Source organism: Bacillus sp. NEAU-242-2 (assembly GCF_027853835.1).
In the GTDB taxonomy this organism is placed as follows: Bacteria; Bacillota; Bacilli; order Bacillales; family Bacillaceae; genus Bacillus; species Bacillus velezensis.
On record NZ_JAPNNY010000002.1, the window covers coordinates 204,056 to 216,880 of the forward strand.

The 12,825-nt window shown below is 46.9% G+C and carries 13 protein-coding genes; 6 read left to right on the forward strand and 7 right to left on the reverse strand.

All coding sequences use genetic code 11. From position 1 onward, the window contains the following. Positions 1-13: 13 nt before the first annotated feature. A complete protein-coding gene (locus OWN49_RS06000) occupies positions 14-1,375 on the reverse strand; it encodes a S1C family serine protease (protein WP_003151814.1) in 1,362 nt (453 codons plus the stop codon). A 276-nt stretch (positions 1,376-1,651) separates the two neighbouring features. Here OWN49_RS06000 and OWN49_RS06005 point away from each other — a divergent pair, with 276 nt between their 5' ends. Together OWN49_RS06005 and OWN49_RS06010 are read left to right on the forward strand one after the other, a co-directional pair. Next, entirely contained in the window at positions 1,652-2,329 is a 678-nt protein-coding gene (locus OWN49_RS06005; protein WP_007410069.1) for a response regulator transcription factor, read from the forward strand. After that, the gene (locus OWN49_RS06010) at positions 2,326-3,681 is read left to right on the forward strand and encodes a sensor histidine kinase (RefSeq protein ID WP_077722813.1); all 1,356 of its coding nucleotides are present in this window, start codon (positions 2,326-2,328) and stop codon (positions 3,679-3,681) included. The genes OWN49_RS06005 and OWN49_RS06010 overlap by 4 nt, the downstream gene beginning before the upstream one ends. Before the next feature lie 27 nt (positions 3,682-3,708). Here OWN49_RS06010 and spxO read toward each other — a convergent pair whose 3' ends face one another. Then, the gene (gene spxO, locus OWN49_RS06015; protein WP_003151811.1) at positions 3,709-3,873 is read right to left on the reverse strand and encodes an anti-adapter protein SpxO; all 165 of its coding nucleotides are present in this window, start codon (positions 3,871-3,873) and stop codon (positions 3,709-3,711) included. 178 nt (positions 3,874-4,051) lie between these two features. Here spxO and OWN49_RS06020 point away from each other — a divergent pair, with 178 nt between their 5' ends. Next, positions 4,052-4,927 (forward strand): TetR/AcrR family transcriptional regulator, encoded by an 876-nt coding sequence (locus OWN49_RS06020; protein WP_077722814.1) that lies wholly within the window; start codon positions 4,052-4,054, stop codon positions 4,925-4,927. Between the two features lie 36 nt (positions 4,928-4,963). Here OWN49_RS06020 and fumC read toward each other — a convergent pair whose 3' ends face one another. Together fumC and OWN49_RS06030 are read right to left on the reverse strand one after the other, a co-directional pair. Then, complete coding sequence (gene fumC, locus OWN49_RS06025) at positions 4,964-6,352, reverse strand: class II fumarate hydratase (protein WP_077722815.1); 1,389 nt, start codon at positions 6,350-6,352, stop codon at positions 4,964-4,966. 67 nt (positions 6,353-6,419) lie between these two features. Next, complete coding sequence (locus OWN49_RS06030; protein WP_003151806.1) at positions 6,420-6,605, reverse strand: YvzF family protein; 186 nt, start codon at positions 6,603-6,605, stop codon at positions 6,420-6,422. Positions 6,606-6,721: 116 nt separating this feature from the next. Here OWN49_RS06030 and OWN49_RS06035 point away from each other — a divergent pair, with 116 nt between their 5' ends. From OWN49_RS06035 to OWN49_RS06045, 3 genes are read left to right on the forward strand one after another with little or no spacing between them, the layout of a single operon-like run. Then, a complete protein-coding gene (locus OWN49_RS06035) occupies positions 6,722-8,164 on the forward strand; it encodes a spore germination protein (RefSeq protein ID WP_039253912.1) in 1,443 nt (480 codons plus the stop codon). After that, complete coding sequence (locus OWN49_RS06040) at positions 8,139-9,239, forward strand: spore germination protein (RefSeq protein ID WP_070082343.1); 1,101 nt, start codon at positions 8,139-8,141, stop codon at positions 9,237-9,239. Before OWN49_RS06035 ends, OWN49_RS06040 begins: the two co-directional genes overlap by 26 nt. Then, positions 9,236-10,348: a Ger(x)C family spore germination protein gene (locus OWN49_RS06045; protein ID WP_077722816.1), complete on the forward strand. Its 1,113-nt coding sequence runs from the start codon at positions 9,236-9,238 to the stop codon at positions 10,346-10,348. Before OWN49_RS06040 ends, OWN49_RS06045 begins: the two co-directional genes overlap by 4 nt. 42 nt (positions 10,349-10,390) lie before the next feature. Here OWN49_RS06045 and OWN49_RS06050 read toward each other — a convergent pair whose 3' ends face one another. From OWN49_RS06050 to liaF, 3 genes are read right to left on the reverse strand one after another with little or no spacing between them, the layout of a single operon-like run. Then, positions 10,391-11,023 carry a response regulator transcription factor gene (locus OWN49_RS06050; protein ID WP_003151798.1) on the reverse strand — a complete coding sequence of 211 codons (633 nt, stop codon included), beginning with the start codon at positions 11,021-11,023 and terminating at the stop codon, positions 10,391-10,393. Then, the gene (gene liaS / locus OWN49_RS06055) at positions 11,001-12,083 is read right to left on the reverse strand and encodes a two-component system sensor histidine kinase LiaS (RefSeq protein WP_003151796.1); all 1,083 of its coding nucleotides are present in this window, start codon (positions 12,081-12,083) and stop codon (positions 11,001-11,003) included. Before liaS ends, OWN49_RS06050 begins: the two co-directional genes overlap by 23 nt. Beyond that, positions 12,080-12,811: a cell wall-active antibiotics response protein LiaF gene (liaF, locus tag OWN49_RS06060; RefSeq protein WP_003151794.1), complete on the reverse strand. Its 732-nt coding sequence runs from the start codon at positions 12,809-12,811 to the stop codon at positions 12,080-12,082. The genes liaS and liaF overlap by 4 nt, the downstream gene beginning before the upstream one ends. Positions 12,812-12,825: the final 14 nt, after the last annotated feature.

The window sequence follows — 12,825 nt, forward strand, 5'->3', positions numbered from 1 at the left end:
TTTTTTTATGCGTTCAGCTTGCGCTTTCAGTTTGTTTCGTTAATGTGACGTTCAGCGTCTTTTTGCTTCCGCTTCTGAGCACTTGAACAGTCGTTTTATCGCCGATTTTCAGCTGGTTATATAAGATCTGTCTGATATCGGCGCTGCTGTCGACATCTTTGCCGTTCAATTGTACAATGACGTCATTTGATTTGATGCCCGCTTTCGCAGCCGGTGAGCCGGATTGCACTTCTTTTACATAAACACCCTTAGACAGCTGGTCGCCGAACAGTCCGAGCGTGTTTTCCTGATAGGTTTCCGGCACTTGCGCCATGTCAATCATCTGCACACCTAAAAATGGGCGCTCCACTTTTCCTTTTGCAAGCAGCTGGTCGACTATCGGTTCTACATCATTGCTCGGAATGGCAAAGCCGAGTGACTCCACGCCGTTTTCACTGACTTTCATGCTGTTGATCCCGATAACCTGGCCGCTTGAGTTGATTAACGGGCCGCCGCTGTTTCCGGGGTTAATGGCCGCATCCGTCTGAATCACGTTCATTTCCACCGTGCCTTGGGATGTATCGGCGTCCACCGTTCTGTTCAGCCCGCTGATGACACCTTGTGTAACGGTGCCGGAAAACTGCTGGCCGAGCGGGTTGCCGATGGCAATCACTTTATCGGCAATGCGGAGCTTGGAGGAATCCCCGAAGCTAGCGGCTTTTTTGACATTGGACGAGCTGATTTCCAATACAGCCAAGTCACTGATGGCATCCTTTCCGACAAGCTTTGCCGTTTCGGTTTTCCCATTGTAAAGAGTGACCGACAGTTTGTTCGCCCCTTCTACGACATGATTGTTTGTAATGATGTACGCTTTTTCGCCGTCTTTTTTGAAGATGACGCCTGACCCCGTGCCGCTTTCCGTTTCAGAGCTTGAACCGCCGTCAAGTCCGAACTGGCTGCTTTGCGAAGCTTGGTAGTTGGACACTCCGACAATCGCAGGCTCCAACTCTTCTACCATATCCGCTACGCTTGAGGTATTTTTCAACGGCGTTGACGTAAAATTCGAAGACTGGACTTGTTTCGTATCAGAAACGGCTTCTGTCTTATGCTGCTCACCCGGCAGGTTCGGCACAATGCCAAGCACGAGGCCTCCGCCGATAATGCCGCCTAAAATCGGGCTCAGCCAAGCGGCTCTCCGTTTTTTTTCTTTTTTCACGGCAGCCGTTTTTTCAAATTCCGTACCGGCAGCCGTCTCGTTTTCCGGTTCTTTCGAGACGGTCCCTTCAAGCAGCTCGGGCTCCTGATGGCTGATCTGCTGCTGTTCATTTCTGTTTTGTTCCGTATGTGAAAGATCTGACTGATCGCGGCTTCTGCCGTCATCTCGATGATCGTTCATATTCGCGCACACTCCTTCAGCATGTTTTCATTCTATCGATTACATATTCATCGCATGTACAAGTTCTATTGTCCCAATAATAAGGAGAAAAGCAAAGCTCCAAAACAAAATGTGTTTGAACATGTTATCTTCCCCGCTTTTTTTCTTCCTTTCTTCCCTTATACACATCATAAACAAACATTGTGGGATAAAAATGAAAAGAATATGTGAAATTATGAAAATGCGGCTTGAGTATGTTAAAACTAGTATAATGACGTTGAAAGGATGTGAAATGCCTTGTCATACACCATTTATCTAGTTGAAGATGAGGATAACCTGAATGAACTGCTCACAAAATATTTAGAGAATGAAGGCTGGAACATTACATCTTTCACAAAAGGCGAAGATGCCAGAAAGCAGATGCAGCCGTCTCCCCACTTGTGGATTCTTGACATCATGCTTCCGGATACGGACGGCTATACATTGATAAAAGAAATAAAAGAAAAAGATCCCGATGTGCCGGTCATTTTCATTTCCGCGCGGGATGCCGATATTGACAGAGTCCTCGGGTTAGAGCTTGGAAGCAATGATTATATCGCCAAGCCTTTTTTGCCGAGAGAGCTTATTATACGGGTCCAGAAACTGCTCGAGCTCGTGTATAAAGAACAGCCCGCCGCAAAGAAAACCGGCATCACCGTTTCTTCCTACAATGTGATCGAAGATGCCCGAGAGGTTTATGATGAAACCGGCAGCCTGGTCAATTTGACGTCTAAGGAATTTGATCTGCTGCTTTTATTTCTTCACCATAAAGGACACCCCTTTTCCAGAGAAGATATCCTGCTGAAAATATGGGGCCATGATTATTTCGGCACTGACCGGGTGGTCGATGACCTTGTGCGGAGGCTGAGAAAAAAAATGCCCGGGTTAAAGGTTGAGACCATTTACGGATTCGGCTACAGGATGATGACGTCATGAAAAATAAGCCGCTTGCTTTTCAAATATGGGTGGTCATCTCAGGCATCCTCTTAGCCATTTCGATTCTGCTTCTCGTGCTGTTCTCAAATACGCTGCGTCATTTTTTCACGGATGAAACGTATACGACCATTGAAAATGAACAGCATGTACTGACGGAGTACCGGCTGCCTGGATCGATCGAGCGGGGATATTACAGCGAGGATGCGACCGCTCCGACGACTTTCCGATCCGTTCAGCACGTTCTTCTGCCGGAACGGGAGGAATCGGCCAGTGACAAAGACTTGAACTACTTTTCTTCTTCCTTTATCCATAAGGTGTACAAGCTCGCGGGCCGCCAGCACAGCGTCACGAAACGATACAGCGCGGACATCAGCGGTGAAAAAGTATTTTTCGTCATTAAAAAAGGCCTCACCATTAACGGCCAGGATGCGATGATGCTGTCTTACGCCCTTGATTCTTATCGTGATGATCTGGCATTCACCCTGTTCAAGCAGCTTCTCTTTATCATTGCCGGCGTGATTTTGTTAAGCTGGATTCCGGCGATTTGGCTTGCCAAATATCTCTCGCGCCCGCTCGTTTCCTTAGAGAAGCATGTCAAACGGATTTCCAAACAGGACTGGGATGATCCGGTCATCGTCGACAGAAAAGACGAAATCGGAAAATTAGGCCATACCATTGAAGACATGCGGAGCAAGCTGGTACAAAAGGATGAAACGGAAAGAACGCTCCTGCAAAATATCTCTCATGATTTAAAAACGCCTGTCATGGTGATAAGAGGCTATACTCAATCAATAAAGGACGGGATTTTTCCTAAGGGGGATCTGGAAACCACAATTGATGTCATTGAAGGCGAAGCAGAAAAACTTGAGAAGAAAATTAAGGATTTATTATATTTAACGAAGCTTGATTATTTAATGAAGCAGCGGGTGCACCATGAGACATTTGACATTGTGAAGGTCACGGAAGAAGTCATTGAACGGCTCAAATGGGCCCGGAAGGAATTATTGTGGAGCGTTGATACAGAAGATGCATTAATGATGCCCGGTGATCCGGAACAATGGAGCAAACTTCTTGAAAACATTCTCGAAAATCAAATCCGCTATGCAGAAACGGCGATTCACATTCAGATCAGCCAAAATCAGCAGCAGATTGTCATGACGGTTAAAAATGACGGGCCTCCGATTGAGGATGAGATGCTATCCAGCTTGTACGAGCCTTTTAATAAAGGGAAGAAAGGCGAGTTCGGCATAGGACTCAGCATCGTAAAACGGATTTTAACCCTGCATAAAGCATCAATTTCAATTGAAAATGACCAATCGGGTGTAATCTACCGAATTATCATACCAAAGTAGACTGTAGTGTTTCATTGCAGTCTTTTTTTATGTGAAGGAATAGCCGTTAAAATCTCTGTAGTTTGCTTTCAGCGGTTTTTGGCATTGATGAACCCATTTCTTTTCACAAATTGTCTTTTTCGGATATTTCACCTTTTCGACTTTAATTCCTCTGTTTCGCAAGCGGCTGATCATTTCATCTAATTCTTTCATTTTCAGATTCACCCTTTCGCCAGAACTTTGACCATTCGGTCAGCTCACTTTATAATATAAATAAAACAAAACAAAAAAACAAGTTACAATCAGGTTAAATTTACGGAATATCAATATGACCATATAGTCATACATGAGAAGCACAAGCCAGCCTCCTGGCTCCGAAAGGGTGGAACCATTGAAGGAAAAAGAAAAGCTGATCATTGAAGCAGCAATCAAACTGTTTGCCCGAAAAGGGTACAAATCTACATCGGTTCAGGAAATCGCCGATGAATGCAAAATCTCAAAAGGCGCTTTTTATCTTTACTTTCCTTCCAAAGAAGCACTGCTCCTATCCATGCTGAATTACTACTATGATAAAACGTTTACCCGAATCACGACGATCCAAACGGAGGGTGACAGTCCGAGAGCCGCTTACCAAAAACAGCTTGCGGTATTTTACGAATCGATTCTCGCCCATCAGGATTTTATTACCGTGCAGATGAAAGACGGTTCACTTCCTTATACCGAAGAAGCGGCGCAGTGCGGAAAGAGAATCCGCCGGTCGATCCTGCAGTTTCATATCGACAGTCTTCTTGCTATTTACGGAGAAAAAGCTGAACCATACACAGCCGAGCTTTGTTTTTTAATAGAAGGAATCAGTCAGATGTATCTTGAGTATCTGATTCTGACCGGCCGGTCCGTACAGCCTTCGCTTCTGGCAAATACCGTGATTCACAGAATTGATGACATCGTAAACGGAATGGCGGACAGACATGATGAAGCGTTTATTTCTCTTGATGAGGCAAGCTCACTGTTTGGGCCCCTTCATAACGGGCAGCCCGATCCTTTAAGTCAATCGATCTTGCAGACCCTCCGCACGCGCATCGGCACGATGGACAAGGGGCAAGCATCTGAATTCACCGAGAGCTTGGATATTCTGGAAGCGGAAATGAAGAAAAAGTCACCGAAACCGGCAATCATCAAAGGAATGATTTTGAATTTGAAGGAATCCGATCTGCTGGCTGAAGATGCAGAACAGCTCAGATTTTTACTGAAACAGCAGTTTATTTAGAAGAACGGCCGCAATAACTGCAGCCGTTCTTTCTTTTTATGCTTTCGGGTGCACCATATCTTCCGGACGCACCATTTCATTAAATTGTTCTTCTGTCAGAAGGTTCAGCTGTAATGCCGCTTCTTTCAGTGTCAGGCCTTCTTTGTGGGCAAGCTTGGCGATTTTCGCGGCGTTTTCATAACCGATGTGCGGGTTAAGCGCCGTAACAAGCATTAATGAGTTAGAGAGATTTTCCTGAATCGTCTCTTGGTTCGGCTCAATACCGACAGCGCATTTGTCATGGAAGGAATTCATTCCGTCACTGAGCAGCTGCACGGTCTGCAGGAAGTTATAAATAATAACCGGTTTGAAGACATTCAGCTCGAAGTTTCCTTGGCTGGCCGCAAATCCGATTGTCGCGTCATTTCCCATCACTTGCGCGGCGATCATTGTCAGCGCCTCACTTTGCGTCGGGTTGACTTTGCCCGGCATGATAGAGCTTCCCGGCTCATTTTCAGGAATGACGATTTCGCCGATTCCGCAGCGCGGGCCGCTAGCCAGCCATCTGACATCGTTGGCAATCTTCATCAGGTCGGCAGCCAATGCTTTTAACGCGCCGTGAACGTGAGTGATTTCATCATGGCTTGTGAGCGCGTGGAATTTGTTAGGCGAACTTTTGAATGTCTGCCCCGTTACTTTTGTGATTTCTTCCGCGACGTATTCACCGAACTGCGGATGGGCGTTGATTCCCGTGCCGACTGCCGTGCCTCCGATGGCAAGCGCGCGGATTTTTTCCGTTGACTCAAGAATCATTTCTTTCGAACGGTCAAGCATGTATACCCAGCCGCTGATTTCCTGTCCGAGCGTCAGCGGAGTGGCGTCCTGCAAATGCGTGCGTCCGATTTTCACAATATCCTGATAAGCTTTCGCTTTTTCATCAAGCGTCGCGCGCAGCTGATCAAGCGCCGGAACGAGCTGCTCATATACGGCAAGAACCGCCGCAACGTGCATCGCCGTCGGGAATGTATCATTTGAGCTTTGGCTGCGGTTGACGTCATCATTCGGATGAATCTTCAGCTCGGAATTTTTTTCTTTCAATAAAGCAGTCGCGCGGTTGGCCACCACTTCATTCATGTTCATGTTGCTTTGCGTGCCGCTTCCCGTCTGCCAGACAACGAGCGGAAAGTTATCGTCGTGTTTGCCGTTTAAAACATCGTCACATACAGCGGCAATCGCTTGTGCTTTTTCAGACTCTAAGTTGCCGAGGCGTTCGTTGGCGATCGCTGTGCTTCTTTTCAATATTGCAAACGCCTTCACAACACGCTGAGGCATTTTTTCTGAACCGATTTTGAAGTTCTCCTTGCTGCGCTGTGTCTGAGCGCCCCAAAATTTATCTGCCGGAACTTTAACTTCTCCCATGGTGTCTTTTTCAATTCTGTAGTCCATTTATGTATCCCTCCATAACAGTTGCTTCACCCTGAGTATTATTCGCCAGTAACAGATGAAACCCTTTTTATTTTTCGGCCTTGGCCGTTTTTAATTTCAGCTCAAGATAGACGCGCGAATCCTTAGAATATTTATACTTCGGATTTGTTTTACGGTATTCTTTCGACGTGTAAGCCACTTCGTAATGCGCTTCAAATGATTTGATGAGCTGTTCAATTTCTTCGGCATTCCCTGCCAGTCTGACTTGTGCCACATCTCTCCTCCGCTTTCATAAAAAAACTTGTACCATTAAATACTTTATCATAGTATATCATTTTTTTAACAGGAAAAGATAACCTCAATTAAGGATTGGAAGGCGGGTGACTGTCGATGGCGCAATCGGAATTCAAGGAATACATACACGTTAATCTGGCACTGGTGCTTCCCCACGTAGAGCAGAATGATGACCTGGTTCAAAATAAAAAGATGCTTCCGAACGGGCTTGTTTTTTATTATATGTATCTGAGTGAAATGAACGACGAAGACAAAATAAAAGAAGCGATTGAAACGCTGCTTCGTGAGGAAGACACTCTGACGCTGGATACGGTGACGAAACGTCTTGATAAGATCGACGCCCGTCCCGTCTTTACGTCGAAGGAAGCCGTCATCTCCATTCTGCGGGGAAAATGCGCCGTGTTTATTAACGGACTTGACAGCGTATACATTTTGTCCACGGGAAAAAGAGAAAAAAGAAGCGTGAATGAACCCACATCCGAAAAGGTCGTAAGAGGTCCGAAAATCGCCTTCATAGAAGATTCTGATACAAACATCGCCATGATCAGGCAGCGCACGAACCATCCGAAGCTGAAAACGAAAAAGGTTCCGATCGGAGAAAACAAGTTAAAATACGCCACGGTCATGTACATAGATGATAAGGCGGACCCGTCTGTCGTCAGCGATGTTGTAAAGCGCCTCAGCGAAGTGAAGATGGACGACATCCAGGATTCCGGAACGCTTGAGGAGCTTATTGAGGATAATAAGTATTCGCCCTTTCCGCAAATACAAAATACGGAACGGCCTGATAAAGTGTCTTCCGCCTTGTTCAACGGCCGCGTCGCCATCCTTGTCGACAACTCGCCGTTTGCGCTGGTGGTTCCGGCTTCTTTAGGAATTTTAATGCAGTCTCCCGATGATTATTATGAACGGTGGATTTCCGCCTCGCTCATCCGGGCGCTCAGGTTTACGTCTATTTTTATTACGCTGTTTTTTTCGTCCATTTATATCGCCCTCGTTTCGTTTCACCAAGGGCTGCTGCCGACGTCGCTTGCAGTCACCATCGCGGCGAACAGAGAAAACGTCCCCTTCCCGCCTATCATTGAAGCGATGGTGATGGAAATTACGATCGAGCTGCTGAGGGAAGCGGGCTTGAGGCTTCCCAGCCCGCTCGGCCAGACGATCGGATTGGTGGGCGGAGTCGTCATCGGCCAGGCAGCCGTTGAAGCGAATATTGTCAGCTCCATCATGGTCATCGTGGTCAGCATTGTCGCGCTCGCTTCATTTACGGTGCCGCAGTACGGGATGGGTCTGTCGTTCCGTGTGCTCCGTTTTATTTCGATGTTTACCGCGGCAGCTTTCGGGCTGTACGGCATGATTTTATTTATGCTGGCGATCTACACTCATTTATCGAGACAGCGAAGCTTCGGTTCTCCGTATTTCTCGCCGAATGGATTTTTCAGCTTAAAAAACGCAAACGACTCTATTCTCCGTCTCCCTATTAAAAATCAACCAAAAGAGGCGAAAAACATAAATGAGCCAGAAAACAACTCACAATAAGCTTACAAGCTATCAAGGGACAGCATTGATTGCAAACACGATGCTCGGCGCGGGGCTTCTCACCATGCCGCGGGCGCTGTCATCCAGGGCAAATTCGCCGGACGGCTGGATCGCGTTATGTCTGGAAGGCGTCATCTTTATCTTTTTGATTTATCTCAATACGCTCATTATGAAAAAGCATCAGTACGGATCATTATTTGATTATATGAATGAAGGACTCGGCAAATGGGCGGGAAATATCGTCAATCTGATGATCTGTCTCTATTTTATAGGAGTCGCCAGCTTCGAAGCCCGGGCGATGGCGGAAATGGTCAAGTTCTTTTTATTGGAAAGAACGCCCGTGCCGGTCACGCTGTTTATCTTTATCGCCTGTTCCGTTTATTTAATTATCGGCGGCATGAGCGATATCGGCAGGCTCTTTCCTTTCTATTTAACGATTACGATCATTATTTTGCTGGTGGTGTTTTCCTTCAGCTTTAAAATATTTGATATCGACAACCTGCGGCCGGTGCTCGGACAGGGGTTTTCTCCCGTTATGGCCTCCTTGACCGTCGTTTCTGTTTCCTTTTTGGGGATTGAGATTATGCTGTTTCTCCCCGAGTACCTCAAAAATAAAAAGCACACGTTCGGCATGTCGGCCATGGGCTTTGGCATCCCGATTATTTTATACATTATTACCTACGTGCTCGTCGTCGGCGCCTTAACCACCCAGGATGTCAAAACAATGATCTGGCCTACGATCGCGCTCTTTCAATCATTTGAAATCAAAGGGCTTTTTATTGAAAGGTTCGAGTCCTTTTTGCTTGTTGTCTGGATTATCCAATTTTTCGCCACCTATGTATCATACGGATATTTCGCGACATCAGGCCTTCATAAAATTTTCGGGCTGAAGCAGAAAAAGGGCGTCATCTTCGTCGGGATTGCGACATTCTTGGGGTCATTGATGCCAAAGGATGCGAACAAGCTGATGCTGTTCAGTGATATTCTCGGCTATATCTTCTTGGTTTTCTTTTTGCTGCCTTTACTGATATTTGCAGTCGTCGCTGTGAAAAGGAAGGTGAAAAAAGCGCAATGAAGAAATACATCGTAATCATATTTTGCACATTGCTTTTGGCCGGGTGCTGGGACAGCCGCAATTTAGAAGACTTGAGCCTCGTTATCGGAGTCGGGCTCGATAAACCCGCGGAAGAAAATGTGGAAGTGACACAGCAGATTCTGGTTCCGCAAAAAGCAAGTGCCCAGCAGTCGTCGTCAGGTGACACGACAAAGGTGACTTCCACTCCAGGGGAAACCGTCCATCAAGCATTACGAACGGCATCGTTAAAAAATCACCCCGCCTTCTCCCAGCACTTGCGTATCATGCTGTTTTCCGAAGCGCTGTTAAAGGATCACATCCCGCTTGACGCATTGATGAACCAATTTATCAGGGACAACGGTACAAGAAGAAGCTGCAATGTGATGACGGTGCCGGATAAAACGAAAGATATTTTCAATATCAGTGATCAGGGAGAGCCTGCGTCAAATACGATCTATGACTTAACGGAGAACAATGCGGTCACCATCCGGATGATGGAGCCCGTGACATTGGGGGAAATATCAGAGAAAATCGCCAAAGGCGAGACCTTTGCCCTTCCTCAAGTGCGCAAAGTGGGCAGCAGACTGGAAATCTGGGGCGCTACCATTATTAAAAATAAATTCTGGTATGCGAATTTAACGCCTTTACAAGTCCAGAATATGAACCTGTTCACAGGCACGGTAAAGGGAGGCGTCACGTTTGCAAAGCATGACAATTATTATTTATCCTTCGAGGTATTTTCCAGCAAATATGATGTGAAAACACAATATAAAAACGGAAAATTCAAGTTTATCGTCACCCGGTTTGTTGAAGGCCGTCTGTCTGAGGATTGGAACCCGAAAGAAGATTCTTTCAAGGAGTCCTATATAAATGAAATCAAAAACGCGGTAAAACACCGCATTCATTCAGATGTTATGGCATTCATTGATTACATGCAGCATGACTTGAAAGTGGATATTACCGGGTTAGGCGATCAAGTCCGGATTCATTATCCCGATAAATGGAAAAAGATATCCTCTGACTGGGATCATCATTTCAGTGAATCGGATATTGAATATAAAGTCAAAGTCGCCATCAGGGATTTCGGAACAAAGGGAATGTCCCAATGACCCCGTCCCTCGGGAGAGTGTGCCGGCGCCGCTCTCCTTTTCTTATGTCACGAGATGATTGCGGTGGGCATATACGGCTGCCTGCGTGCGGTCACTGACATCAAGCTTTGACAATATATTCGTAATGTGGGTTTTCACTGTTTTAATCGTAATGAAGAGCTCTTCACCAATCTCTTTATTCGTCTTGCCTTCCGCGACGAGACAGAGGATTTCCAGTTCTCTTTTCGTCAGCGTTTCATGCGGAAGCTGATTCTCTGAATGGCGCAGCCTTGACAGCACTTTTCCCGCCACTTTCGATTCAAGCTTCGGTTCACCCTTGGCAGCCGCTCTGATGGCTTCGGCTATTTCTGCCGCCTTGGACGTTTTCAGCAAATAGCTGAGCGCTCCCGCTTCGATCACCGGATACACTTTGTCGTCATCAATAAAGCTCGTCAGCACGATGATTTTCGGGTCATTGAGTTTCGCGCAGATCTGTTTTGTCGCTTCGATGCCGTCCATGCCGTCCATGACAAGGTCCATTAAAATCACATCCGGCAAAAGCTCTGCGGCCAGATCGACGCCCTGCTGCCCGTCTGATGCTTCACCGGCGACTTCAATGTCCGGCTGTGCTTCTAAAAATGCGGCCAGACCCATCCTGACCATCTCATGATCATCAATCAGTAACACTCGAATCACTGTCGTTCTCTCCTTTTGTTTTCTGATAAATCGGGACTTTCACGTCGATCTGCGTGCCTTTTCCCTTTACGGAGATAATTTCCGCTATGCCGCCGATTTCACTCGCTCTTTCCTTGATGGAATGCAGGCCGTATGAGGATGCTTTCACTTGATCCATCGTAAAACCCGCCCCGTTATCAATGACTTTAAGCTGCAGCTTTTGATGTTTCGCGCCGAGTCTGACGGTGACCTTGGTCGCCTTTGAATGTCTGAAAACGTTGGAAAGCGCCTCCTGCACGATGCGGAACAGATGGTCTTCAACGCCTTTTGACACACCCGTATCGCTGATGTCCCACTCAATATCCAGCGGCTGCTTCGCTTTGAACTCTTTTAACAGCTCAATCAGCCCTTCTTTTAAGCCTTTTCCTTCTAAAGTGACGGGCCGCAGATGCAATAGCAGCGCTCTCATCTCGTTTTGCGCTTCCCCCGCCATATGTTCAACCATGCGAATCCGTTTGACGATTTTGTCATCCGCATCTTTCACCTGCTCTAAGACGGCGGATGTCATCATAGAAATGGCAAAGAGCTGCTGGCTGACGGCATCGTGCAGATCGCGCGCCAGCCGCTGGCGTTCTTCAGTGATGACCGATTTTTTCATTTGATCCTGCCATTCCGCCCGCTCGTTGGAGAGCTTTTGCAGCGATGTGACTTGGAGCTCGACCCGCTTGGCCATTTCGTTGAGCTGATCTGCCGCCAGACCGATTTCATCATCGCCGAGCGGCGGCACCCGATAAGCAAAATTGCCGTTTTCAAATTTCAAAACCGCTTCAATCAGTGTATCCATTCTTGTTTTCAGGCGGCCTCCGTATACATAACCGGAAATCAATCCGGCCGAAAGTGACGCCAGAAGCAGGATGACCACAAACGGAATACCGAACCAGCCGGAAGAAAACAGCAGCATCGGGTCAAGCCCGTAATACAGCAGCATCAGCGTAATAAACACCGCGCAAAGGAGCAGACTGAGCCCCGCGGTCATCCGCATGGCGCGCCACTGAATATTGGCGAGTAATTTTTTCCTCATAAATACTTCACATCCACATCGCCGATGAATAACGAAATTGAAATTTTAATCCGCCGCGGCGAGTCGCCGTACTCAGACGATACTTTATAAAGATTCGGGCTCATGCCGCTTTTCTTAGAGCCGAGCAGGTTCATATCGCCGATAAAAGCCGATGAACTGACGGACACTTCGATATCCGGCGGGACGTACACATCGACATTGCCGATGACACCGCTGATGGTCATCGTGCTTTCTCCTTCGGGAATCATCGCTTTTGACAAATCAATTTTCACATCGCCGATGAATCCGGAAACATTTAAATCATTCAGCTCAAATGGGTCCTTCATCATCCGCAGCTCGCCGATAAAAAAGCTGCGGAGATCCGGCTGTCTGCTTTCCGTCTGGGCGGAAGGCTTTGGCTGCTCTTCTTTTTCAAGATTGATTTTCTTCTCTTTATGTTCATACACGCGCTTTCCTTTCAGGAGCCTGTAGCCCGCGTATATGAGAAAGGCGGCGAAGGCATAGCCGAACAGGTTAAAGGTGGCGCTGAACAGGTTCCTCAAAAATAAAAAAGCGGCGAAGATATACAGGACGGAGCCGAGCCAGCCGCGGGAATATTTATTAAAAATATAGCCTGTAATCAGAAAAAAGAGCGGCCAAAACAAGAAGTCGCCGATGCCGATAATACGCAAAAACATGCTGACGCCTAATAAGGCGATGATAAGTCCGAGAATCTGTTTTTTTGCCATCAGCTGCCTGCCCC